Origin of the sequence: Catalinimonas locisalis (assembly GCF_038039535.1) — a bacterium.
Classification (GTDB): domain Bacteria; phylum Bacteroidota; class Bacteroidia; order Cytophagales; family Cyclobacteriaceae; genus Catalinimonas.
The window spans coordinates 55,096-77,868 of sequence record NZ_JBBPHP010000032.1 but is presented as its reverse complement, the minus strand read 5'-3'; the positions used below and the strand labels follow the sequence as shown (position 1 = coordinate 77,868).

Genomic DNA, 22,773 nt, shown 5'->3' with positions numbered 1-22,773 from the left:
GAAACCATTGTTCAGGAGTTGCAACATGTTCAAAAGTTGGGACAGGAAGTGAGACTCACCTCTGATCAGGAAACCATACATGTCAATCTGGATAAGCAGTTTACCCGAAATGTTTTTCTTAACCTTTTATCCAATGCGCTCAAATATTCTCCACCCCACAAACCCGTAGATCTGATTATCAATACGAATGATACATCGCTCACCGTGAAGATTATAGATCAGGGGATTGGCATACCGGAAGATGAACAGCAGAATTTGTTCAACCTGTTTTTCAGGGCACGCAATGTCACCAACATAGAAGGCACAGGATTAGGATTACCCATCGTAAAAAAATACATAGAGCTTATGAGGGGTGAAATCACTTTTGAAAGTAAATTAGAACAAGGCTCAACTTTCACGATTACATTACCCTTAGACCAGGAAGAAAATGCATAAGATAGTATTGATAGAAGATAATGCTGACGTAAGAGAAACCACCGCTGATATCCTTGAATTGGCGAGCTATGAGGTAATCACTGCTGAAAGTGGAAAGCTAGGCATAGAAAAAGCCACTGAGCATCAGCCCGACCTGATTATTTGCGACATCATGATGCCCGGCCTGGATGGCTACGGCGTGCTGCATATCCTGAGTAAAAAACCGGAAACTGCCAGTATTCCTTTTATTTTTCTCACTGCCAAGGCTGAAAAAGATGATGTACGTAAGGGAATGAACCTTGGCGCAGATGACTATCTGACTAAGCCTTTTGAAGAAATGGAACTACTCAATGCGGTAGAAAGCCGTCTGCGTAAAAATGAAGTGCTAAAAAAAGAGTACTCCAAGAATATCCATGGACTCAATGAGTTTTATACTGAAGCCAGCGAATACAAAGAACTGAAAGACCTTTCAAAAAAAAGAAAGATCAAAACCTACAAAAAGAAAAAGAATATTTTTCAGGAAGGGGGTAAGGCAGAAGCACTCTATTTTTTAAGCAAAGGGAGAGTCAAAACCTTCAAGACGACCGAAGATGGTAAGGAGTTCATTACCGGTATTTTTCTGGAAGGAGATTTCTTTGGATTTATGCCTTTACTCAGTGAGAAAGAAACTTATACCGAAACTGCCGTAGCGATGGAAGAGGCAGAAGTCTGCCTGATTCCTCAGGAGGATTTCTTTAAGTTTCTCTACAGCAACCGTAGTGTAGCCAATAAATTTATCAAAATGCTTTCCAACAACCTTATGGAAAGAGAGGAACAACTGCTTCAGGTATCTTACTTCTCAGTAAGGCAAAGGGTAGCCGAAGTACTCCTGAGGGTAAGTGAACAATCCTCTAAACAGAATGAGTCATTGCCCGAAGTCACTTTAACAAGAGAGGACCTTGCCGGTCTGATCGGAACGGTGAAAGAAACAGTGATCAGAACCCTGGCAGACTTTAAAGAAGAAGGCTTGATTGCTATTGATCGTAAAAAAATCACCATTCTGGACAAGAATCGCTTAATTAAAGTGAAGTCATAAGCATCCTTTAAAGGGCCTTTGAAACAATAATCTACCCAAGTCTGTGCGGGGTACCCCCTGCCTCACAGACCTTGATGACGGCTTGTGGGAACTTTCCAGGCTGTGACATATCACTCGGCTTTATACTTATCCAAATGCTATTTTGATGATATTAATCACCTATTTTTTCAGACGTAGGTCATATTAGAAGTGAGAAATTAGCCTTTCCTTTACTTCATCAATAGGCATATTCATATTCAACTTAATAATGAACAAGGTACCTCTAAAAGACAATCTGGAGCATAAGTGGAAGATACACCTGCATGTAGAGGTGTGCCATACACTTGCTGAAGGTGAGGCTTCGATCCGAAACCTAAAAAACCGCCACCCTCCATTGGAGCACCTTTCTGTATTGGGAAAAATAAGCAGCTTTTCTGATGAGGATTTTTGCCATGTTTCAGCCTGTTTTACTCATTTGACTTCTACAAAAATTCATGTCCTGGATATTTCAGGAATAGGAAAAATTTTTGTAGCAGGTTCTTTATCCTCGCTTTTGCTAGAAAAAATTGATGGCAAAGCCCTGGGTTCATTGGAGGGAGGCTTAATAGGAATCCTGAATGGCTATGGCTTGAGCAGCAAAAAAACCTCCTACTATCTGGGGCAACTACGGAGCGGAAAACTGGTGGTTATTGGATGGGAATATGCTTCTCTTTTAAAAAGTAATAACACTTTTCTTCAAAAGGAATTGTAAAATAAATTCTAAAAAAAGCTTCACTAAAGGATATTCTGATATTCAAGTCCAGGGGCCGCCCTGGCTGGATTGTAATCCCCGCCGGGGTTGCCCTTGCTCTAAATAAAATCAGAACAATACCTATTAAATAAAATAATTCATTCCATTTAACGCATATCTAAGATGTCAAAAAAGATTGTAGTCACTGAAAGAGATTATGATTTGATCTCAAAATTTGTCAATTATAATCCTCATAATTTATCCAGTTATTCGTATTCAAGACTGCTGGAAGAATTAAAAGAAGCCAAGGTCGTAGCGGGCGATAAAATACCTGAAGGTGTAATAGGGTTGAACTCAGAAGTTACATTATATGAAAACACACTGGGAAAAGAAATTAAAATCACTTTAGTAGTTCCCAGTAAAGTTAATCCAAAAGACAATAAGATTTCAATATTCTCTCCATTAGGCGTAGCACTCATCGGGTATCATGAAGGAGATTCCGTAGAGTGGGAAGTACATGGAACCGTAAGACAGTACAAAGTACTTCAAGTAAATAATACTGTAAATAGAGAATAATTTAAAATAAAATCAGCATTAACTGTATTGTATTTCCTGCTGTTCTCACTATTTGAGCGGATAGGTTTTTCAATTTCAATTACCATATATATGTTTAATATCAGCAGCTTAAGAAGGGGAAATAGTCTGGGAATAGATTTAGGCAATAGCTATACGATTTTTACTGAGAAAGAAGAGCAATTTTTCTCCCAGCCCTCTTTTATTGCATTGCATAAAAATAAAAAAGCGGTGAAAGCGGTGGGGCAGGAAGCCTATGATATGCTGGGCAAAGCCAGTGAGCAGTTTAAAATTGTGAAACCACTAAAGAGTGGGGTGATTATGGATTTTGATTCTGCCAATTGTATGGTGAAGTCCCTGATCAAAAGCCTAAATGCCAGATCTTCCTTTTTTTATGGCTTTGACAATGTGGTGGCAGGTATTCCCTATGATACCACCGAAGTAGAGCGCAGAGCGCTGCGTGATGTGTTAGAGCAGTTTAAAGCACATCGGAAATACCTGATCTTTGAACCTATCGCCGCAGCTATTGGTATGGGGCTGGACATTCAGGAACCCGATGGTAAATTTTTGGTAGATATTGGTGGTGGCGTCACTGAAATTGTAGTCATCTCCCTTTCTGGAGTGGTCTCCCATCAATCTATCAAAGTCGCTGGAGACACTTTTGACGAGGATATTCAGGATTACTTTAGAAAGCGATATAATATGTCTATTGGGAGCAAGGTGGCCGAACAACTTAAGATCAATGTAGGTGCCGCTATAGATTCGCCAGATGATGTTCCAGATGCATGTAACGTGATAGGCAAAAATCTGATGACCGGGCTTCCGGTAAGTATACAGATAAATCATACCGAGGTAGCCGATATTCTGAATGGAACTATAGTCAAAATAGAAGATGCTATTCTCCAGGCACTTGAAGAGTGTGAGCCAGAACTTGCCGGTGACATTTATGGCAATGGAATTTATTTGACGGGCGGAGGCTCTCTATTAAGAGGTTTTAAGCAAAGACTGGAATCTAAAACTAAACTTCAGATGCACCACGATACTCAGGCCCTACAATCTGTCATTAGAGGAATAGCAAGGGTTATTCGTTCTCCCAGACTATACCAAGCAGTGGTATTCCAATAAACCCTTGATTTTATTACCATACTGTAAAGTTAATGACATTTGTCAATAACTTATAGAAACCAGTGTGCTATTCCATTTGGCAAATCAGATTAATTTGTATGGTAAATTTCAAGATTTAACTAATTGACAAATTTTCCACATCACAAATGATCTTCTTCATTAACCTTCTTTGGAGGAAGTACTTCATTAAAAGATCAGTCATTTCAATGATGAAGGTCATCTATTTCATATGACATGGGTCTTTTTAACTCAGACTACTACTTTCTAAATTGTAAATAAGTTATTACTCCAAACGACTTTAAAAAGCGTCTTTATTCTACTTAAAGACTTGAGAGTAATTAGTTTAACATTAAAGCTAATGATCATGACGTTGGAAAGACAATTTATTAAGCATAAAAGCAGTCTTATATACAGAGGAATAGGTGCCATAACATTAGGGCTGGTAGCCTTGTGTTATCCGGGTGATGCGATCCATGCCCTGGCATTTCCATTTGGCGTACTCTTACTGATTAGTGGCCTCGTTAATATCATCCGGTATGTAAGCTATAAAAATAATAAATCAAGTAGTGTTTTCTCACCTATAGGAAAAGGTGGCATAGAATTACTAATAGGAATTTTAACACTTATTTCAATTACTGTATCTATTGATTTGTTTTGGGAGTTGATCGCAATCTGGATTATTACAAGTGGGATATTTCAGATTGTTACTTTTAGCAAAATTAAACAAATCATGGAAGATTGGAAAGTTATGACCCTTTTAGGAAACCTGGCCGTAATCTTTGGTGCCAGCATGCTGGCCAATAACTCCCTGAAAATGATCACGCCTACCTATGAGCTTGCCATTTTTGCTATATTCTACGGCAGCTGTTTTATCTATATTTATTTCAAACTCAAGGATAAAAGTAAATATCTTAAGAATAGGCCAGTTAAAGTTATTGAATATAAAGCAAAGGCTTTCTATGAAAAGATGGGATAGTACTCAATCTCCACAATGTGTCTCTAAATGATTTTCAATAGAATCGTACCTTACTTAGAGAGATGGTTACCTTGATAAAAAATATATCGGATAAATTTGTCCGATATAAAAAAGAATATTACCTTAAGCACAAATTTGAGAGGTTATGTTCTCTAAAGCGTGTGAGTATGGAATCAGGGCAACAATATATGTTGCTGTACAATCTCTTGATGATAAAAGAGCAAGTTTAAAGGCGATTGCTAATGAAATAGGGTCGCCATTGGCGTTTACTGCTAAAATACTCCAACAGCTGGTAAGGAATAAGATCATGAGTTCAGTAATGGGGCCAACTGGAGGATTTCAAATTGAAAAGAGTAAAATTGATCAGATTAACCTAAGTCAAATCGTAGATGCTATTGATGGGGATGCTATTTATAAAGGATGTGGATTAGGTTTAGCAGAATGTAATGCTGCCCAGCCCTGTCCTGTACATGACAAATTCGCCAGAATTAGAGATGAGCTTAAGTATATGCTAAATAATACAACTTTATATGAACTAACTACTGGCTTAGAAACTGGCTTAACATTTTTGAGAAGGTAAAAATTTAATCGTTAAAAAGATAAAAAGGTATTAATATATTTAATAATGTATTGTTTTTTCACATTCATCTTTTCGTTATTCAGCCCAATAAATCTATTTGCGCAAGCCAATACCATTGATACTGAGAATTGGATAACAAGTCCTGGAGTCATTGGGACCTTAGTACTGGTAGTCATTGTGATCATTGTAGGCATACTTATTCTACTTACAAGGCTCAATAGTTTTATTAGCAGGCAAAAAAATAAACACCAGCAGTTTGAAAAAAGCCAGATGCAAGATCAGTTGGCTAACCTTAACCAGGACGAAATAGATATCATACTGGAAAAGAGAAAAAAAGCCCTGAAATATCAATTGAAAGGCGACGAGTTAGGTAGTAATGATAAGGTAGCTGACGAAAAGGGCTTAATCTATAAAGTCACTCACAAACCTGATAATCCTATTGTAGATGAGAAGAAGCAAGCATCCGAGGCCATTGACACACCTTCGCAACTAAAAAAACTGATCATCTATTATCTAGGATCAGCTGTTTTTTGGCTGGTATTTGGCACATTAGTAGGCCAGTACTTGGGGATGAAGTTCATCTGGCCGGAACTGGATAACATGTCATGGCTTTCATTCGGAAGATTACGTCCTGTGCACACCAATACAGTGTTCTGGGGATGGACTTCCCTTAGCATGTTTGGTTTGGGGTATTTTGTAGTGTCAAGAACCTCCAATGTTAAAATATATAATCACACAGTGGGTTGGTATGCTTTGGCATTCATAAACCTTGCGGTCGTCATCGGAAACATTTGCCTGATGGCAGGCATCAATAATGGAGGTGGGGAATATAGGGAATATGTCTGGCCGGTCATGTCACTTTTTGCACTTGGTTTAGTCATCAATTTCTGGAACTTCTACAAAACGGTAGCTACCAGAAAGATATCAGAGATTTACATTTCCAACTGGTACATACTAGGAGCGATGGTCTGGACAATTGTACTGGTGATCATCGGATATTTGCCTGTTTATCAAAACGGGCTGGGAGAAACCGTAATCCAGGGATACTATATGCACCAGGGGGTAGGCATGTGGTTTATGACTTTTACCCTCGGGCTTATTTATTATTACCTTCCCTCCGCACTTAATAAACCTATTTATTCCTATTCATTAGGAGTATTGGCATTCTGGACACAGATGCTGTTTTATACCATGATAGGAACTCACCATTTTGTGTTTAGTCCCCTACCCTGGTGGTTACAGACTATAGCCATTGTTTTTAGCGCGGGTATGTTCATACCGGTCATTGCCGGTACTACCAACTTTCTGATGACCATGAGAGGAAGCTGGAATCACATATCTAAAAGCTATGTACTCCCTTTCTTTCTGATAGGCGTGATCTTCTATTTTGTAGGGTCAGCACAGGGTAGTTTCCAAGCATTTCGCTTTACCAACTACATCTGGCATTTTACTGATTTTAATGTAGCGCATTCCCACATGACCATGTATGGAATTATCGCATTTATTCTGTGGGCATGTATATACGCCATATTACCAAGACTAACCGCGAAAGAACCGCCCCAACTATTGGTAGGAGCGCATTTTTGGCTTGCGCTTATTGGCTTGCTTGCTTACATGATCTCACTGATGGCTGGTGGCACACTCAAAGGATTGAGTTGGGTAGAAAACGCACCCTTTATAGAGTCAGTCATTATGATGAGACAGTATTGGGTATGGAGAGCAATAGGTGGAACACTCATGTTCATCTCCCACCTTCTGTTTGCCTACAATTTCTACTATATGGTTAGCAAAGGAAAGGGTATAAAACCCATAGTAACAACAAAAAAAGAAGCGAATCAAGCTGAAACTAAAGCATATGTTTAATTTTCATAAAGATCATAGAAGTTTAGTATTAGTATCTTTTTTGGGATTTCTAACCTTAAGTATGGGTGTAGCTGTATTGCCTGCTTATCAGTCACAAGAAAATACGCAGCCGTTGCCTACGATGGAACCTATGTCGGAAGCTGAAACCAAAGGACTTCACATCTTTGTTAACGAAGGTTGTGTAGCTTGTCATACCCAACAGGTAAGGAGTATTGAGATGGATGAAAGTTGGGGTGACAGGCCTTCTATTCCTTCGGATTATTACTACAGTAAGCAGCGCATGAGTCTGTGGCGTCAGTCACCTTCAGTATTAGGAAGTGAAAGGACCGGCCCGGACCTTACCAACATAGGGAAAAGGCAGCCCAGCAAGGACTGGCATTTATTGCACTTATATAATCCTCGCATTGTAGTCAAAGAATCCATCATGCCATCTTACCCCTGGTTATTTGAAGAAAAAACAGAGGTTAGCAATGATGATCAGGTTTTGGCGATCCCTGAAGAGTTCTCAAAAAAAGGAGTAAAAATCGTGCCTACACGAATGGCTTTGGACCTGGTCGCTTACCTACAATCACTGAAACAAGCGCCACTAACATCTGAACAGGAAGTTGATTTTATCCCTTCTACCCGCAAAAAACTAAAAGATGTTGGAAGCACAAGTGATGGAGGACAGGCTAGTACATTACCCGATGGGCAATCGCTATACATGTCTACCTGTGCGGCTTGCCATCAGGCTGAGGGTACGGGCCTGGCTGGCGCTTTTCCTCCTTTGGCAGGTAGTTCCGTGGTAAATGAAGAAGATCCTGAGTTGTTGGTACGCATCATACTGCAAGGCTATGACGCAAGGCCTGAGTACGCGCAAATGCCAGGCTTTGCTGATCAGCTAAGCGATGAAGAAGTCGCCGCCATCGCTAACCATGAACGTTCCAGTTGGGGTAATGACGCACCTGCGCTTACTGCCGACGATGTGAAAAAAATCCGTGAATTAGTCATGAACCAAACCCCTTAATTACAATGGAAAATGCTGAAAATTATTTGCCGAGTTTAATTACCTCTACACCTATAGAAGGCCGTGAGTTAGCGATAAAGCTTGCCAGAAAGTCTGTGGCCGCTATACAAACAGATGCTGAAACCAGGAAAAAACTCAGGCCCGTCTATGCTGAAGATACCGCTCAGCTTATCGCTTCTGCCCAGGTAATAGCCATAGAGTTTCAGACCATTGCTGCAGCGAATAATTATTGGAGAAAATAAAAAGAATAACAAATGAAAAAGTTAACTCTTTTTGTATTATGGATACTTACCCTATCTATAAATGAAGCTTTTGCCTGTGAGGTTTGTAAGCAAAACCAACCTGAACCATTGCGGAATATTACACATGGTACCGGACCACAAGGTGATTTGGACTACATTATCATAACCGCAGGTATCGTCATCGTCTCATTTACGCTTTTTTATAGTCTTAAATTTCTTATCAGGCCCGGAGAAAAAGATCCCGGACACATCAAAAATATTGTAGTAGATGAAACTTACTGAAACCCTTGAAGACAATCGTATCATTAAGATATTCCTGGATGATGAGGATGTTCCCTTCGCGGAATTTAAACCTCCTGTGAAGTTTATGCTGGATACGACAAAAATCCCGGATGGAAAACATCACTTGAAAATTATCGCCAAATCATCCAATAATGTGGAAGGGATAAAGGTCATACCCTTTGAGGTACGCAATGGCCCGGAGATAGCAGTGGTAGGCCTACGGCCCAACGAGGTAGTTGACGAAAAAGTCTCGATCACGGTCAATGCCTATGGTAGCGAACGCAGAGACCAGTTCGTGGTAACCGGTTCTGAAACGCCTAAGGGTATTCCTGCCTGGGTATGGGCTATCGTAATTGGGTTTATTGGTTTTGCAATATTTTACTTCATTATGTATTGGACTCCTGATTTTTATAAATCATTTTTCTGATGAGCGTAAGAAATTCAATATCACAACTGACGGACATAAAACTACTGGTAGATAGTTTTTATGCTAAAGTCCGTGACGATATGCTACTCGCACCAATTTTTAATGAGCGTATTGGTGACCGTTGGCCCGAACACCTGGAAAAAATGTATAAGTTTTGGCAGACTGTCCTGCTGGCTGAGCATACCTATTATGGTAGCCCCTTTGTACCCCATGCCCGTCTGGAGGTTGATAAATCACACTTTAAGCAGTGGCTCACTCTTTTTAATAAAACTGTTGATGAGCATTTTAAAGGAGAAAAAGCAGATGAGGCTAAATGGCGGGCCAGTAAAATGGCTGAGATGTTTCTGTATAAAATTGAATATTACAAAGACAACTCAAAAAAGCCAATACTATGAATACAGCAATAAGATCTCCGATTACATTCGCTTCAGTTTTTCTCTGGATAGGTTTTGTTTGTGCCATCAGTTTTATGGAAGCCTGGCTTAAGTTCAAAGCTCCCGGGGTTAGCTTGCCAATCGGCCTGGGTATCGGCCGCTTGGTTTTTAATGTATTGAATAAGGTTGAATGGGTACTTGCTTTTACAATCATAACTAGCCTATTATCTACAGGTGGTACACTTCAGGTGAGTTTTACATTTTTATTAATCCCTATCATTTTATTGTTATTACAAACTTTCTGGTTGCTTCCATCCCTGGATATTAGAGCAGAGATGCGCATCCAGGGATTACCAGTATCACCTTCAAATCTACATATTTACTATATCGTTGCTGAGGTTTTCAAGGTAGGTAGCCTATTCATATTCGGCATCAAAATATTCAGATAATGCTCAAAGAGATTGTACGCGAAATTAGAAAAGACATACATAGTAATCACCAGAAATCAGATGATAATCTCAATCCTCCAGAGGGTTTATCCAACACAAAAAATGTTACTTACTGGGACTACGTGAAGGTGGATACATTGCTGTCATTACAAAAACCCAAAACAGAATTTAAAGATGAAGTAACTTTTATTCTTTATCATCAACTTACGGAAATTGTCATGAAGATGATATTGCATGAGGTTGAGCAAATTTCAGGACAACAATCTGTTAATGCAAATGCACTTTCTGAGAAAATTGATCGTCTGAATCGCTACCTGGAACTACTGATCAACTCTTTTGATATCATGCGCTATGGTTTGAATTATGATGACTACAATCAATTCAGAAAATCATTGATACCGGCAAGTGGTTTTCAAAGCGTACAGTTCCGGCTAATAGAGTTAAGGAGTACCCGACTTGAAAACCTTCTTGACCAGGAAGGTAAAAAGTTAATCTCGAGTAGTGCAGCTATTCAAAAACTTTTTGAACATATCTACTGGAAAAGTGCAGGAGTTAAGCCTGAAACCGGAGAGAAAACGGATACCTTGAGCATGTTTGAAGACAAATACATTGATCAGCTTATTGAGTTAGCAGAACAGCTTCAAGGTCATACACTTGAAGACAAAATAATGGACATTGGAAGCTCATTACCCCCAATATTAAATCAAGCATTACGGCGTTTTGACTATTTATTCAATGTTAAATGGCCACTCGTACATTTAAATACTGCCGAATATTACCTTAATGCTAAAGGGGAAGAAAAGGTAGCTACTGGAGGTAGTAATTGGAGAAAATATCTACACCCTAAATATCAACAGCGCAGGTTTTTCCCTTTGTTATGGTCTGAAGAAGAGATTAAAAATTGGGGCAAATACTCAATCAAATAAGACAGTGCTGTTAGAGTTAGCAATAGAATGCACATAATAAAAAAAGAGTTATGAAGAAATTAACAAATCTTACGATAGGTGAAATAGTAGCAGGAGATTATCGTACAGCCGCTGTTTTTCAAAAGTATGATATTGATTTTTGTTGCCGTGGCAGTCGTACTATTGAAGAAGCATGTCAGGGCCAGTCAATTGATTTTGAAAAAGTATTGAATGAATTAGCGGCTATTCAAAAACAAGGAGACAGTACCGCTCCCGAATTTAGACACTGGCCGTTGGATCAACTGGTTGATCATATACAGCATAAACATCATAAATATGTAGAAGAGGCATTAGAAAAAATTAAGCCTTTGCTAGAAAAGATATGCGAAGTGCACGGAAAGCAGCACCCAGAACTCTATGAGATACAAAAAGAATTTACGGAAGGAGCGGGTGAGTTAACCAAGCATATGAAAAAGGAAGAATTCATTCTTTTCCCATTTATCAAAAAGATGGTTACCCAGGGTCAGGTGAGCAGTCCTCTCTTCAAAACAGTACAGAATCCCATTAGTATGATGTTGCATGAACATGATACTGAAGGTGAGCGTTTTCGTAAGATCAGTTTACTGGCAGACCATTATAGCCCCCCTGCTGACGCCTGTAATACTTACATTTTGACTTACGAATTATTAAATGAGTTTGAAGAGGATTTACATCTACACATTCATTTGGAGAACAATATTTTATTTCCCAAGGCTCTTACCTTAGAAAAAAAGTTAGATCATTAAACTGTACCAAAAAAAGACAAGCATGACACATAAAATTAAACAGGAGCAACTTGATTGGACTAAAAGTAAAATAAAAGGGTTTTATGGAAAAGAGCTAATTGCTCAGGAAAAAGGAAGCGTTAAAATAGTCAGGATTGACCCTATAGCCTCATATCCAGAACATCATCATCCTAACAAAACAGAATATGCTTATATCATTGAAGGAAACCCAATCATTGTGATTGAAAACAAGCACTACATGAGCGAGCCCGGAGATTTTTTCATTTTTCCTGTTAACACCAAACATGCCATTATCAATAATACGGGTAATGAGTGTTTGCTATTAATTGGAGCAATAGGAACTTAATTTATTATGGATACAGTCAATTGTAATTTAACAATTAAGAGAATATATGAAGCGTATTCCAAGAATGATGGTTACCGGGTTCTAATTGACCGTATGTGGCCAAGAGGAATAAAAAAGGAGGACGCTAAACTTGATGAATGGATCAAAGAGATAGCACCTTCTATTTCATTAAGAAAGTGGTTTGACCATGAATCTGAAAAATTTGATGAGTTTTCAGCGAAATACAAAGCAGAGCTCTCAGACAAAAAAGAGCCTTTACAAAAAATACTTGCTGTCGCAGAAAGTCAAAAGGTGACTTTACTCTATGCCGCCAAAGACCCTAAAATAAACCATGCGGTAGTGTTGTTAAATTTTTTAAATAACAGTATTTAATATGAATACTTATGAAACAGTAAGCGAAGCAGTAAACCACCTCATAAAAAGAGGGTATACTATTGACTTTTCTCTTTATAAAGAAAATGATTGCTTAATATGCAAAATGACTTCGCTAACACTTGCGCCAGATGAGTTTGAAATTGATGAAATTCATCGTTTTGAAGGAATGACAGATCCTGGGGATGAAATGGTTGTATATGCAATTTCATCGGCTAAGCACCAAGCAAAAGGTATTGTGGTTAATGCGTTTGGGATCTACTCAGATGCCGCTTCTTCCAAGATTGTGGAGCGATTAAGCAGACATTTATGAACTGTTAAATTTTAACACACAATGAATCTTATTCAAAACTTAATGGATTTCTTTAAAAAACCTATAGAAGAAACGGCCGGAAAAACACCGCAAGGATTATGTCCTGTATGTTGGGGATATCAGGAGTACGATAAAAAAATCAGGAAACTGTATAAAGACAAACAAATAGACGTAAACAACCATAGAGACAGTTATTTGCTCATACAGGATTTTGTCGTTCAGCATATTGATGGCATCAGGCTAAAAGAAGGGGATACTGCTCCTTGCCCGATTTGTGGAGAAGAGAAATGATCCTATTGAAGAAACGATAATGCCATGAAAAGAAATATTAATCTACAACCCATAAGCCGGGAGCATCACCATAGCCTGCTCCTATGTTGGAAAATCAGGACAGGTTTGAGGAAAAACATTGCGCTTGACCGGATAAAAAAATATGCTGACTGGTTTTTCGAAAACCACATTCTGCCTCATTTTGAGATAGAAGAAAAATACATTTTCCCAATTCTGGATAATGAAAACGAGTTGGTAAAAAAAGCCCTAGCTGAACACCGAAGGTTGATCAGGCTGTTTGAAAACGATGAAGAAGTAGAGAAATCATTGAGCCGCATTGAAGAAGAACTGGAAGCTCATATCCGTTTTGAAGAACGTATTCTGTTTAATGAAATTCAAAAAGTAGCTTCAGATGAGCAATTGAAACTCATTGATAAACATCATTCTGAAACAAAATTTCAGGAAAATACTAAAGATGAATTCTGGAAATAATATTTAATTGGGCAATCAGCTTCAACTAAAAGCTGAACAGAATAAGAATAAAATATGAATTGGGTTATATTAATCATAGCAGGATTTTTTGAAGTGGCTTTTGCAGCTTGTCTGGGCAAGGCATAGGAAAGCTCAGGAACTGAAACAACATACTGGCACATTGGATTTTTGATATGTTTAGGAATAAACATGGACTTGCTTGTAAAAGTGACTCAAGCATTACCCATAGGAACTGCCTATGCTGTGTGGACAGGAATTGGACCCGTAGTAACAGTACTCGTCGGAATTCTGGTATTCAAAGAACCTGCTACTTTTTGGAGACTGTTCTTTATTACCACTTTGATTGCTTCAATCATCGGGCTGAAGTTAGTATCAAATTGAATGGATAAGTAAAGCACATATTGCCAATCGTCTAGCAAAAAGCAGAAAAGCAAGGTTGATCATATGTAAGGTTTAAATAAATAAAATATATAAAGACCTTTTTAACTTTTTTTATTATATTCATATTTATTTGAGTACAAACTATTGATCACATGGCGTACGCAAAGGTATTATCAGATGACAAAGCACTGGAATCATTAGTAGTTGGGCAGTTAAAAAAAGTTTTTGATCCGGAGATCCCACTAGATGTTCTGGAACTAGGTCTTATCTATCATGTAGAAATTGTTATAAAAAAAGTATCCGTCTTGATGACACTTACCAATCCGGCATGCCCGTCCGGGGCGGCGATTATGCAAACGGTGGAAAGGGCTATTAATGATTTGGAAGAAGTAGAGTCGGTGAATGTAGAGCTTACTTTTGACCCTCCTTATACTTTTGAGATGATTTCAGAAGCGGGAAAACTTGAATTAGGATTTCTATGATATAAGTCACATATGGCAAGTTATATTCTTCTTCAGGGAGAAAGTAAATCGTTTATACATAATATTTTTTTTATCTACTAACCGATTTTTAAGATGGAAAAGCTTTTAATAGCTGTTAGTTTTGGGTTGCTTCTTATCATTATTTACCTCGTCTTTCGCGCATTTACAATTATTTCACTAGTAAAGAATAAGGAACAAAAGCATACCTATAATAGCAATCAAATCAATGCTGTAATGATGATTGTCTTTTTGGTAGGAGGTATGGCTCTTATCTTCTGGTATTCTAACAGGGCTTCTGAATATTTCTTGCCAGAGTCTGCCTCTGTGCACGGAGATTGGATTGATGACCTGTTTTGGATTACCATGTATGTTACTGGTGTCGTCTTCGTAATCACTCAGACTTTGTTGTTCTACTTTTCTTACAAATACCAGTATAAGCCCGGAAGAGAAGCATTTTTCTATCCTTATAATAACAAGCTTGAAATTACCTGGACAGTCATTCCTACCATAACATTTATTGTCATGTTTATCGTAGGCTTAAGTTCCTGGAATAAGATAACTTCAAAAGCTCCTGACGATGCTGTAGTCATTGAAATAGTGGGTCAGCAATTCAACTGGAGCATAAGGTATCCGGGAGAAGATGGGACATTAGGAGAGCACGATTATAAATTAATAGACGCGGTCAATAACCTTGGCCTGGACTTCACTGACCGTGCGAGTTTTGACGATTTTACCGCTCCTCAATTGCACATTCCGAAAGGCAAACCGGTACTACTGAAAATCAGGGCTAAAGATGTAATTCACAGCGTATATATTCCTCACTTCCGTTTGAAAATGGATGCAGTGCCCGGCATGATGACCAGGTTTCATTTCGTAGCAAAATACACTACCCGGGAGATGAGGCAAAAACTGGGCAATCCGGATTTTAATTTTGAAATGGCCTGTGCAGAAGTATGTGGGCGCGGACATTTCGCCATGCGCTTTATTGTGATGGTAGAGGAAGAAGAAGACTTTAATGAATGGTACAAAAATCAGGAAAGCTGGCTTTCTAAGAATCCCGATTACCTCTCAAAGGTGCCTGATGAGCTAAAAGAACTGGCAAAAAAGAAAGCGAAAGTAGATGAGGAGCCTGCTCCGGGCAGTACTGCGTCATTGTTAGAAAACATATATTTTTAGTTATGTCTGTACAAAATATTAATCAGAAACCTGAAGAGCACTCAGTGGTGTCAGACGAACATCATGAAGATAGTTTTATCACCAAATATATTTTTAGTACCGATCATAAGATGATTGCCAAACAGTATTTGGTTACCGGCATTATGTGGGCAGTCATCGGAGGGCTTTTATCCTTACTCTTCCGTCTCCAACTAGGTTTTCCCGAAGCCAATATGGATTGGCTAAAGCCTTTACTCGGCGACTGGATACAAAATGGTAAAATAGACCCTGAATTTTATCTGGCCCTGGTGACCATGCACGGCACCATCATGGTCTTTTTTGTATTAACAGCAGGGTTAAGTGGTACTTTTAGTAACTTTTTGATACCTCTGCAAATTGGGGCTCGGGATATGGCATCAGGATTCATGAATATGCTCTCTTACTGGTTATTCTTTACCGCCGGTGTAATCATGTTCTATTCTCTGTTTATAGAAACAGGTCCGGCAGGAGGGGGATGGACAGTATACCCTCCCCTCAGCGCATTACCCCAGGCTATCTCCGGCTCCGGCCTGGGTATGACCCTCTGGCTTATTAGCATGGTCTTTTTTATAGCGTCAACCCTCATGGGAGGAATTAATTACATCACTACTGTGATCAACCTTAGAACGGCAGGAATGTCTTTCAGAAAGCTTCCACTGACAGTCTGGGCATTATTCCTAACAGCAATTCTGGGATTATTGACTTTTCCGGTATTATTTGCCGCGTCATTACTGCTAATTTTTGACAGAAGTTTTGGCACCAGCTTTTATCTGTCAGATATCTACATTGCGGGTGAAGCTCTCCCCAATGTAGGAGGCAGCCCGATTCTATACCAACATTTATTCTGGTTTTTGGGTCATCCGGAGGTATACATCGCCATACTACCTGCTTTTGGGATAGTTTCTGAGGTGATTGCAACTAACGCGAGAAAGCCAATATTTGGTTATCTGGCTATGGTGGGTACCATGTTTGTCATTACTTTTTTATCAATTACAGTCTGGGCTCATCATATGTTTGTGTCGGGTATGAACCCTTTTTTAGGGTCAATATTTATGCTGGCATCATTCATCATTGCTGTTCCATCTTCTGTAAAAGTTTTCAATTGGCTAACCACACTTTGGCGTGGTAATATTCACTTCACTCCAGCTATGCTGTTTGCCATTGGTATGGTTTCATTTTTTATTTCCGGGGGAGTGACAGGGCTGTTCATAGCTAATTCGGCGGTAGATATACAACTTCATGACACCTATTTTATAGTTGCCCACTTTCATCTGGTTATGGGCAGTGCGTCTTTTTTCGGTTTTTTGACTGGTGTATATCATTGGTTTCCTAAAATGTTTGGAAGAATGATGCATAGAGGTTTAGGGTACATTCATTTCTGGCTGACATTTGCTGGTGTTTATCTGGTATTTTTTCCCATGCATTACATTGGTATGGCAGGTTTTCCAAGGAGGTATTATTCCTTTACTGGATTTGACGCCTTCGGAACGTTTGTAGACCTTAATGCTTTTATTAGCATTGCTGCTTTTATTACATTCGGAGCGCAGATCATTTTTCTTTTCAATTTCTTTTACAGCATGTACCGTGGACGTCTTGCACCTGCAAACCCCTGGAGGTCTAATACATTAGAATGGACTACTCCCCGCTTTCCGGGGCATGGGAACTGGCCCGGAGAAATCCCTAAAGTATACAGATGGGCTTACGATTATAGTAAGCCGGGCGCTAAAGATGACTTTATCCCTCAAACGGTACCATTATCACGTACTCCTGAGTCTAATTTACCGGAAGAAACAAAATTGGTGAGTGAAGGCCTGCCTGAAGCTACAGGTGAAGATTTGCAAAGCAAACTTAAAAAAAAGGGTAAATAGCAAATTATTACAGAGGAAAAACACCGTCTCCTATATTTTTAATGATTGGGATAGTTTATCTGAGAGTCCTGGTTATTACTTTTTCTTTATAAATCATTCGCCAAATTACTTTTTACTATATATGCGTATTATGAAAAACTAGCCACAAATTGGATTAGGAAGAATTGATAGATTAACCTTCAATTATTATTAATCGAAATTCCAAAACAAAAAAACTAATATTTGACAAACATTAGGTAAATACTAAAAAAGGGGGTAGCTTAGTAACTAAAGCAAACCCTCATATCCTAGGTTTTGAATGATTAAAATAATGATAGAGCGTATATTAGTGATATATAGAACTATTGTTGCTTTTAATTTACTCAAGATTAAAGCTAACTGTCTCCCTCGAGAAAGCAAGATCATCTTTCCGAATCTGATAAGCACTCACGAGTGTGCTTATTTCGTGTCCTGTTAATTTTATTCGCCATCCTCAATCCTCAATCACCTATCATACTGATAGCTGTAATACTCGTAGAATAAAGTTTCTAGATTTCAACTTACAGGACAACTTCCATTTTTTCTATTCAGATTTAAAAGCAGCTATTAATTCCAATGGCTGTTATTTAGCAATTTTAAAAATTTATGATCATGGCTAAAAGAGGTAAAAATTTAAAAGAATCTACAAAAAATCTAAAAGAAAGAAGACAAGAAAAGATTCTAAGAAAAGTAGAAGAAAAAATGAATAAAAGAAAAACAAGACGATAAACCTTAATCATTGAGCCGGGAGATATTATAACCCGGCTCTTTTTCAAATTTTTAACCAGTAAACCTCCAACACAATGTCAGGTACAAACAGAAGATAAGCAAACCTGAGTATTAACAGGTTTTGGCAAGTCAATCATGCAAAAAGTAAGCAAGTTAAAAATACATAATCCTATTGCTTTTGCTCATTCGTTCTTTAATCGTAATGACCGGCATCATTATACCCAGCAGTTAAAAAGCTTTTTCTTTGGTCAATATCTTGCCACTGGTTTAAAGATTACTTTAGGAATATTATTGCCTTCGTTGATTTTTGCTTGGTTTGATGAACTAACTTATGGACTGATCATCTCTCTTGGGGCACTTTATGTGAGTATTTCGGATCAACCAGGACCAGTGTTGCATCGCAGAAATGGTATGTTAGTTACCAATATTTCTATTTTTACTATAGCTTTAATAACTGGCATGATCAACCAACATACCTGGCTTATCGCGATTGAAATACCTCTTTTCTGTTTTGCGTTTTCCATGCTGATGGTGTATGGATCACGGGCCGCCGCTGTGGGTACTGCCACCTTACTGATGATGATATCAAGTATGCATTTTGACAGCGGATATATTGTTGGGTATGCTTTCTTGATTCTAAGTGGAGGTATTTGGTACATGCTACTCAGTTTATCTTTGAGTCGCATCAGGCCTTACCGCCTGGCACAACAATATCTGGGAGAATGTATACTTGAAGTAGCCCGCTACATTCGGCTGAAAGCAGAATTTTATGATGACAAATTTGCTGTTAATGAGCTGTATAAAAAGTTAATAGTTCAGCAAATCGTAGTCAATGAACAACAGGATAATGTAAGGCAGATTGGATTCAGGACGAGGAAGAAAGTAAAGGAAACCATGAGATCAGGCCGCTTGGTAATCATGATCTTTACAGATATTATTGAAGCATTTGAGCTGGCCATGTCTTCACAAATTGATTATAGCCTGCTCAGACAAAGATTTATAGAACATCAGATATTACCAGCTTACAGGAGCCTGCTCGTTACTATGGCTAAAGAGTTTGATGATTTGGGCTACGCTTTGATCAACAATGAAAAACCAAGGCCGTTAGTGAATTTTGATTCTCATCTGAACATAATCAAAGAAAGGCTGCTTGCACTGGAGTCAGAAGGGATTTCTGTGAGGATACTGAAAAAAACCCTGGTTAATATAAGAAATATGACACGCTTGTTGAGCGATATGTACAATTACTTTCAGACAGAGAAACTTACTTTTTTATCTAAAACTGAGGAATCTGATTTAACAAAATTTGTTTCGCATCAGGATTTTGATTTAAAAATATTCAAAGACAATATTTCACTGCGCTCTACTGCTTTCAGACATTCAATCCGATTAACATTTGGATGCTTTTTGGGGTACATAATTTCCCTTTGGCTACCCTATGGTCAGCATAGTTATTGGATATTAATTACCATTCTAGTGATCCTGAAACCTGACTTTAGCATATCAAAAAAGCGAAATTACGAAAGGGTTTTGGGCACAGTTGCGGGTGGGTTTACAGGCGCGATCATACTTTTACTGATTCAGAATGAAGTAGCAAAACTCATATTACTCGTCATTTTTATGATTTTAGCCTTTAGTTTTAATAAAATTAGATATGTACTCAGTGTAACATTCATGACTGCGCTCATATTGATTTTATTCAGCTTCATTTATAAAACGAGTAATCTGGAAGTAACCTCAGAAAGGATTGTTTATACCCTTATTGGATCCGCTATCGCATTTTTAGTTAGCTACTTTGTTCTTCCTAGCTGGGAGTCCTCACAGATCAAAAATAATCTGATTAATATTCTAAAAGCTAATCTTATCTATTTGCAAAAAATAATTGCCAGGTCTAGCGACAAATCATTTCCTATTACAGATTACAGGCTTGCTCGCCAAGATGTATATATGCAAACCGCGAATATGGGCTCGGCTTTTCAGAGGATGCTCCATGAACCAAAAAATAAGCAGGAAAGAGCTCCCTATATCAATGAGTTTGTAGTACTCAACCATATTTTATCATCATATCTGGCTGCTTTGTCTTCTAGTTTAGAAGAAAATCATGTCAAAAAAGTAATTAACACTGAACATTTAAAGCTTATTAGAAAGTCGAAATTTCTGTTGCAAGAAGCGATCAAGCATATTGATCAAAAACCATTTAATATAGATTTTGAGCTTCCTGATATAACCGAGGAGACAGATTGTGATAACTCTGACGCGCAGTTTATTCAAAAGCAATTGGAGTTAATAAGAAAAGTATCCTCGGATCTGGAGAAATTAAGTCAAAACTTGAGTAAGCTTCCAAATTAAAGATATAACTGTTGGGCAAATACATTTTGGTCCGGTTTTCCTGTGGTGAAAGCAGTTTGACTCTTGGATAGATTAATTAGCCTGGCATAAATACCGTGGTGTTGATTTACCGTAAAAGTCCGGCACGGAGTCTAATAGCTAATATTATCGGCCGCCCTTCCGGGGTTTGGCAAATAAAATTATAAATTGATATTTATGAATAATGATCTATTGTTTATCAAGAGTATAAAGCGGGTTACAATACTATTTATTAATCATCTTTTAAAATCTTAAATGTCATCTTATCTATGGAGCGATCCAGCATGATCTGGCAAGCTAATCTGCTTTGTGCTGTTTGATTAGGCAAGCCATTAAGAGTGTGTTGTTCAAATGAGTCTACCTCACCTAAGTTCCCGTGAATAACCTCTACATGACAAGTTCCACACATTGCCCTTCCCCTACAATCTCCCCATTCCTCCCACAATTCATTCACTACCAACTCCATAAGATTTCTGTATGATAATGGAGTAAAATTTATTTTTTTTACCTGCTCATCTTCGTCAATTATTGTGATACTATATTGATCCATTTTCAAATTGTCATTTTTTCAAAAACACCAATCCTTTTTCTAAATCTTCGGTTACTTCCTGAACAGTAGTTCTTTCCAACATTTCTTTAAGGGAATCTCTGATTTGTTTAAATTCATCATGAATGGGGCAAGGCCTCCGTTCTGAGCATTCTTTAATGCCCAATCCACAACCGGTAAACAGCTTGTTACCATCAATTGCCCTTACAATATCAATGAGTCGGATATCTTTTTTCCCTTCTTCAATATAAAAACCTCCGTGGGGACCTTTAACAGAACTGATCAGTTCCATACGACTGAGGTTTTGCAGTATCTTGCCGGTAAAATGCTCAGGAACGTCAATTTCCTGACTGATATCACGAATCCCAACTTTTTTTCCTTCCTGGCTTTTGGCTACAATATAGATGACAGCTCTTATACCATATTCACACGCTTTAGAAAACATATTTTTTTGAGTTTGTAAAATGTACTGACAAATTAAAGAACAAATTTTTTCTACTTTCATTTATCGTCAACAGAAAACACCTCTTTAGGAATGACACTATAGTATTCTTCATCAGGGGTAATCCATTGTAATGACCACACATTATGATCCTCTTTCAACACATATTCTACAACAATGGGATATGTTCCAGATTGCATTTCTTTTAAAACTTCAGTATCATCATCATTTTCATTGATGATCTTGTCCCCATCTATGAAAACTCTGCCTTGACCTGACTTTAGCAGCTTAAAGAAATATTTACCCTTTTCTTCAATGTGTATATTACCGGTAGCACGAACCAAAGCACCTGCCTCAACCGGCTGAAAAGATAACTGCTCTGTAAAATGTATAATATTTGCCCTTCCTGAATATGCTACCGCGACTTCTGATAGCTTCTCTGAATTGAGATAGGCCAGATCAAACGTATTCCCATCATTGGGAGCAAAAACATCTAATTCTAATCCTTGTGCTAAATTTGACTTCATATTTTTATCCGCAAGAATTTCAGAAAACTTAAGTGTTGGCTGATGACTCATAGGATTTTTATTAACTGTAGAATCATTCAGGGAAAAAATCCATCTCACTATTTTTTTAGCATCTTTTTTCTCCAGAAACGGATGTTTGGTCATCTGTTCACTTCCCCAGATACCTCCCCCACCTTCAATAATTTTGTTGGCCAGGCGACTGATGGTGCTAAAATCAGCTTCGTACTTTTGCGAGATCTGTACATAGGTAGGTCCCACAGATTTATCTTCTATATTATGACAATTCAGACAATCATCATTTCTGATAATGGTGAGCGCTGTTTTCTCTTTTACCTTCTTTTGCTGGTGGTTTTCTTCTCTTTCACTACAAGCTGGTAAGCAAAGCACCCAAACAGAAAGTACCATTATGCATAACATATTTCTCTCTCCTACTGTCTTCTTATGCTTACTACTTCTATTCTCCATATATTTTACGTTAGAATTTTTTCCCAAAATATAATAAATTACAAAAAGAGACAAAAAAGTCTTTTATTATGTTAGTTTGCGGCTAGAGCAAAAATTATTGTAGGTATCAAAAAACCTGATGATAAGTATGAAAGCTTTTCATCAATAAAATTAGGCTGACAACTGATCTGCTTAT

Annotated in this window: 28 protein-coding genes and 1 pseudogene; 26 read left to right on the top strand and 3 right to left on the bottom strand. The window is 38.1% G+C overall.

Going from position 1 to position 22,773, the window contains the following annotated elements; all coding sequences use genetic code 11:
* The 26 genes and pseudogenes from WJR50_RS25845 to WJR50_RS25720 form a co-directional block, all read left to right on the top strand.
* Nucleotides 1–435 (top strand): sensor histidine kinase (locus tag WJR50_RS25845; protein WP_341296203.1); only part of this gene is annotated, 435 nt, incomplete at its 5' end.
* The gene (locus tag WJR50_RS25840) at nucleotides 428–1,489 is read left to right on the top strand and encodes a response regulator (protein WP_341296202.1); all 1,062 of its coding nucleotides are present in this window, start codon (nucleotides 428–430) and stop codon (nucleotides 1,487–1,489) included. The genes WJR50_RS25845 and WJR50_RS25840, both read left to right, overlap by 8 nt.
* Before the next feature lie 247 nt (nucleotides 1,490–1,736).
* Entirely contained in the window at nucleotides 1,737–2,219 is a 483-nt protein-coding gene (locus WJR50_RS25835; protein WP_341296201.1) for a hypothetical protein, read from the top strand.
* Between the two features lie 162 nt (nucleotides 2,220–2,381).
* A complete protein-coding gene (locus tag WJR50_RS25830) occupies nucleotides 2,382–2,774 on the top strand; it encodes a GreA/GreB family elongation factor (protein ID WP_341296200.1) in 393 nt (130 codons plus the stop codon).
* A 90-nt stretch (nucleotides 2,775–2,864) separates the two neighbouring features.
* The gene (locus tag WJR50_RS25825) at nucleotides 2,865–3,896 is read left to right on the top strand and encodes a rod shape-determining protein (RefSeq protein WP_341296199.1); all 1,032 of its coding nucleotides are present in this window, start codon (nucleotides 2,865–2,867) and stop codon (nucleotides 3,894–3,896) included.
* Nucleotides 3,897–4,260: 364 nt separating this feature from the next.
* Nucleotides 4,261–4,872 (top strand): HdeD family acid-resistance protein, encoded by a 612-nt coding sequence (locus WJR50_RS25820; RefSeq protein ID WP_341296198.1) that lies wholly within the window; start codon nucleotides 4,261–4,263, stop codon nucleotides 4,870–4,872.
* 145 nt (nucleotides 4,873–5,017) lie between these two features.
* The gene (locus WJR50_RS25815; RefSeq protein WP_341296197.1) at nucleotides 5,018–5,452 is read left to right on the top strand and encodes an RrF2 family transcriptional regulator; all 435 of its coding nucleotides are present in this window, start codon (nucleotides 5,018–5,020) and stop codon (nucleotides 5,450–5,452) included.
* Nucleotides 5,453–5,497: 45 nt separating this feature from the next.
* On the top strand, nucleotides 5,498–7,315 hold the full coding sequence (locus tag WJR50_RS25810) for a CcmD family protein (RefSeq protein ID WP_341296196.1): 1,818 nt from the start codon (nucleotides 5,498–5,500) through the stop codon (nucleotides 7,313–7,315).
* Nucleotides 7,308–8,321, top strand: coding sequence for a cbb3-type cytochrome c oxidase subunit II (locus WJR50_RS25805; protein ID WP_341296195.1), 1,014 nt, complete (start codon nucleotides 7,308–7,310; stop codon nucleotides 8,319–8,321). Before WJR50_RS25810 ends, WJR50_RS25805 begins: the two co-directional genes overlap by 8 nt.
* A gap of 5 nt (nucleotides 8,322–8,326) precedes the next feature.
* Entirely contained in the window at nucleotides 8,327–8,563 is a 237-nt protein-coding gene (locus WJR50_RS25800; RefSeq protein WP_341296194.1) for a hexameric tyrosine-coordinated heme protein, read from the top strand.
* A gap of 12 nt (nucleotides 8,564–8,575) precedes the next feature.
* Nucleotides 8,576–8,845 carry a hypothetical protein gene (locus WJR50_RS25795; protein ID WP_341296193.1) on the top strand — a complete coding sequence of 90 codons (270 nt, stop codon included), beginning with the start codon at nucleotides 8,576–8,578 and terminating at the stop codon, nucleotides 8,843–8,845.
* Nucleotides 8,832–9,272 (top strand): cytochrome C, encoded by a 441-nt coding sequence (locus WJR50_RS25790; RefSeq protein WP_341296192.1) that lies wholly within the window; start codon nucleotides 8,832–8,834, stop codon nucleotides 9,270–9,272. The genes WJR50_RS25795 and WJR50_RS25790 overlap by 14 nt, the downstream gene beginning before the upstream one ends.
* Nucleotides 9,272–9,667, top strand: a complete 396-nt coding sequence (locus WJR50_RS25785) for a group III truncated hemoglobin (protein ID WP_341296191.1) — start codon at nucleotides 9,272–9,274, stop codon at nucleotides 9,665–9,667. Before WJR50_RS25790 ends, WJR50_RS25785 begins: the two co-directional genes overlap by 1 nt.
* Entirely contained in the window at nucleotides 9,664–10,095 is a 432-nt protein-coding gene (locus tag WJR50_RS25780; RefSeq protein WP_341296190.1) for a hypothetical protein, read from the top strand. The genes WJR50_RS25785 and WJR50_RS25780 overlap by 4 nt, the downstream gene beginning before the upstream one ends.
* Nucleotides 10,095–11,021 (top strand): tryptophan 2,3-dioxygenase family protein, encoded by a 927-nt coding sequence (locus WJR50_RS25775; protein ID WP_341296189.1) that lies wholly within the window; start codon nucleotides 10,095–10,097, stop codon nucleotides 11,019–11,021. Before WJR50_RS25780 ends, WJR50_RS25775 begins: the two co-directional genes overlap by 1 nt.
* A 50-nt stretch (nucleotides 11,022–11,071) precedes the next feature.
* Nucleotides 11,072–11,785, top strand: a complete 714-nt coding sequence (gene ric, locus WJR50_RS25770) for an iron-sulfur cluster repair di-iron protein (protein WP_341296188.1) — start codon at nucleotides 11,072–11,074, stop codon at nucleotides 11,783–11,785.
* 22 nt (nucleotides 11,786–11,807) lie between these two features.
* Nucleotides 11,808–12,131: a cupin domain-containing protein gene (locus WJR50_RS25765; RefSeq protein WP_341296187.1), complete on the top strand. Its 324-nt coding sequence runs from the start codon at nucleotides 11,808–11,810 to the stop codon at nucleotides 12,129–12,131.
* Between the two features lie 6 nt (nucleotides 12,132–12,137).
* Nucleotides 12,138–12,503 carry a DUF488 domain-containing protein gene (locus tag WJR50_RS25760; RefSeq protein ID WP_341296186.1) on the top strand — a complete coding sequence of 122 codons (366 nt, stop codon included), beginning with the start codon at nucleotides 12,138–12,140 and terminating at the stop codon, nucleotides 12,501–12,503.
* 1 nt (nucleotide 12,504) lies between these two features.
* Nucleotides 12,505–12,816: a phosphoribosylpyrophosphate synthetase gene (locus WJR50_RS25755; RefSeq protein ID WP_341296185.1), complete on the top strand. Its 312-nt coding sequence runs from the start codon at nucleotides 12,505–12,507 to the stop codon at nucleotides 12,814–12,816.
* 21 nt (nucleotides 12,817–12,837) lie between these two features.
* Nucleotides 12,838–13,107 (top strand): hypothetical protein, encoded by a 270-nt coding sequence (locus WJR50_RS25750; RefSeq protein ID WP_341296184.1) that lies wholly within the window; start codon nucleotides 12,838–12,840, stop codon nucleotides 13,105–13,107.
* Nucleotides 13,108–13,131: 24 nt separating this feature from the next.
* A complete protein-coding gene (locus tag WJR50_RS25745; protein WP_341296183.1) occupies nucleotides 13,132–13,578 on the top strand; it encodes a hemerythrin domain-containing protein in 447 nt (148 codons plus the stop codon).
* Between the two features lie 54 nt (nucleotides 13,579–13,632).
* Nucleotides 13,633–13,959: pseudogene (locus tag WJR50_RS25740) on the top strand (DMT family transporter).
* A 152-nt stretch (nucleotides 13,960–14,111) separates the two neighbouring features.
* On the top strand, nucleotides 14,112–14,441 hold the full coding sequence (locus WJR50_RS25735; protein WP_341296182.1) for a metal-sulfur cluster assembly factor: 330 nt from the start codon (nucleotides 14,112–14,114) through the stop codon (nucleotides 14,439–14,441).
* Nucleotides 14,442–14,534: 93 nt separating this feature from the next.
* A complete protein-coding gene (locus WJR50_RS25730; protein WP_341296181.1) occupies nucleotides 14,535–15,617 on the top strand; it encodes a cytochrome c oxidase subunit II in 1,083 nt (360 codons plus the stop codon).
* 2 nt (nucleotides 15,618–15,619) lie between these two features.
* Entirely contained in the window at nucleotides 15,620–17,503 is a 1,884-nt protein-coding gene (locus WJR50_RS25725) for a cytochrome c oxidase subunit I (RefSeq protein WP_341296180.1), read from the top strand.
* 882 nt (nucleotides 17,504–18,385) lie between these two features.
* Nucleotides 18,386–20,599: an FUSC family protein gene (locus tag WJR50_RS25720; protein ID WP_341296179.1), complete on the top strand. Its 2,214-nt coding sequence runs from the start codon at nucleotides 18,386–18,388 to the stop codon at nucleotides 20,597–20,599.
* Between the two features lie 250 nt (nucleotides 20,600–20,849).
* Here WJR50_RS25720 and WJR50_RS25715 read toward each other — a convergent pair whose 3' ends face one another.
* Genes WJR50_RS25715 through WJR50_RS25705 form a run of 3 tightly spaced genes read right to left on the bottom strand, consistent with a single transcriptional unit; the run spans nucleotide 20,850 to nucleotide 22,598 of the window.
* On the bottom strand, nucleotides 20,850–21,167 hold the full coding sequence (locus WJR50_RS25715) for a 2Fe-2S iron-sulfur cluster-binding protein (RefSeq protein ID WP_341296178.1): 318 nt from the start codon (nucleotides 21,165–21,167) through the stop codon (nucleotides 20,850–20,852).
* 10 nt (nucleotides 21,168–21,177) lie between these two features.
* On the bottom strand, nucleotides 21,178–21,609 hold the full coding sequence (locus tag WJR50_RS25710; protein WP_341296177.1) for an RrF2 family transcriptional regulator: 432 nt from the start codon (nucleotides 21,607–21,609) through the stop codon (nucleotides 21,178–21,180).
* A gap of 56 nt (nucleotides 21,610–21,665) precedes the next feature.
* Complete coding sequence (locus tag WJR50_RS25705; RefSeq protein ID WP_341296176.1) at nucleotides 21,666–22,598, bottom strand: PA14 domain-containing protein; 933 nt, start codon at nucleotides 22,596–22,598, stop codon at nucleotides 21,666–21,668.
* Between the last annotated feature and the right edge of the window lie 175 nt (nucleotides 22,599–22,773).

Coding starts and splice junctions, on each gene's coding strand:
- WJR50_RS25840 (WP_341296202.1), top strand. CDS start 428: ATGCATAAGATAGTATTGATAGAAGATAATGCTGACGTAAGAGAAACC.
- WJR50_RS25735 (WP_341296182.1), top strand. CDS start 14,112: ATGGCGTACGCAAAGGTATTATCAGATGACAAAGCACTGGAATCATTA.
- WJR50_RS25785 (WP_341296191.1), top strand. CDS start 9,272: ATGAGCGTAAGAAATTCAATATCACAACTGACGGACATAAAACTACTG.
- WJR50_RS25805 (WP_341296195.1), top strand. CDS start 7,308: ATGTTTAATTTTCATAAAGATCATAGAAGTTTAGTATTAGTATCTTTT.
- WJR50_RS25730 (WP_341296181.1), top strand. CDS start 14,535: ATGGAAAAGCTTTTAATAGCTGTTAGTTTTGGGTTGCTTCTTATCATT.
- WJR50_RS25725 (WP_341296180.1), top strand. CDS start 15,620: ATGTCTGTACAAAATATTAATCAGAAACCTGAAGAGCACTCAGTGGTG.
- WJR50_RS25715 (WP_341296178.1), bottom strand. CDS start 21,167: ATGGATCAATATAGTATCACAATAATTGACGAAGATGAGCAGGTAAAA.
- WJR50_RS25775 (WP_341296189.1), top strand. CDS start 10,095: ATGCTCAAAGAGATTGTACGCGAAATTAGAAAAGACATACATAGTAAT.
- WJR50_RS25780 (WP_341296190.1), top strand. CDS start 9,664: ATGAATACAGCAATAAGATCTCCGATTACATTCGCTTCAGTTTTTCTC.
- WJR50_RS25710 (WP_341296177.1), bottom strand. CDS start 21,609: ATGTTTTCTAAAGCGTGTGAATATGGTATAAGAGCTGTCATCTATATT.
- WJR50_RS25760 (WP_341296186.1), top strand. CDS start 12,138: ATGGATACAGTCAATTGTAATTTAACAATTAAGAGAATATATGAAGCG.
- WJR50_RS25820 (WP_341296198.1), top strand. CDS start 4,261: ATGACGTTGGAAAGACAATTTATTAAGCATAAAAGCAGTCTTATATAC.
- WJR50_RS25750 (WP_341296184.1), top strand. CDS start 12,838: ATGAATCTTATTCAAAACTTAATGGATTTCTTTAAAAAACCTATAGAA.
- WJR50_RS25825 (WP_341296199.1), top strand. CDS start 2,865: ATGTTTAATATCAGCAGCTTAAGAAGGGGAAATAGTCTGGGAATAGAT.
- WJR50_RS25790 (WP_341296192.1), top strand. CDS start 8,832: ATGAAACTTACTGAAACCCTTGAAGACAATCGTATCATTAAGATATTC.
- WJR50_RS25720 (WP_341296179.1), top strand. CDS start 18,386: ATGCAAAAAGTAAGCAAGTTAAAAATACATAATCCTATTGCTTTTGCT.
- WJR50_RS25835 (WP_341296201.1), top strand. CDS start 1,737: ATGAACAAGGTACCTCTAAAAGACAATCTGGAGCATAAGTGGAAGATA.
- WJR50_RS25755 (WP_341296185.1), top strand. CDS start 12,505: ATGAATACTTATGAAACAGTAAGCGAAGCAGTAAACCACCTCATAAAA.
- WJR50_RS25745 (WP_341296183.1), top strand. CDS start 13,132: ATGAAAAGAAATATTAATCTACAACCCATAAGCCGGGAGCATCACCAT.
- WJR50_RS25815 (WP_341296197.1), top strand. CDS start 5,018: ATGTTCTCTAAAGCGTGTGAGTATGGAATCAGGGCAACAATATATGTT.
- WJR50_RS25705 (WP_341296176.1), bottom strand. CDS start 22,598: ATGGAGAATAGAAGTAGTAAGCATAAGAAGACAGTAGGAGAGAGAAAT.
- WJR50_RS25810 (WP_341296196.1), top strand. CDS start 5,498: ATGTATTGTTTTTTCACATTCATCTTTTCGTTATTCAGCCCAATAAAT.
- WJR50_RS25830 (WP_341296200.1), top strand. CDS start 2,382: ATGTCAAAAAAGATTGTAGTCACTGAAAGAGATTATGATTTGATCTCA.
- ric (WP_341296188.1), top strand. CDS start 11,072: ATGAAGAAATTAACAAATCTTACGATAGGTGAAATAGTAGCAGGAGAT.
- WJR50_RS25765 (WP_341296187.1), top strand. CDS start 11,808: ATGACACATAAAATTAAACAGGAGCAACTTGATTGGACTAAAAGTAAA.
- WJR50_RS25795 (WP_341296193.1), top strand. CDS start 8,576: ATGAAAAAGTTAACTCTTTTTGTATTATGGATACTTACCCTATCTATA.
- WJR50_RS25800 (WP_341296194.1), top strand. CDS start 8,327: ATGGAAAATGCTGAAAATTATTTGCCGAGTTTAATTACCTCTACACCT.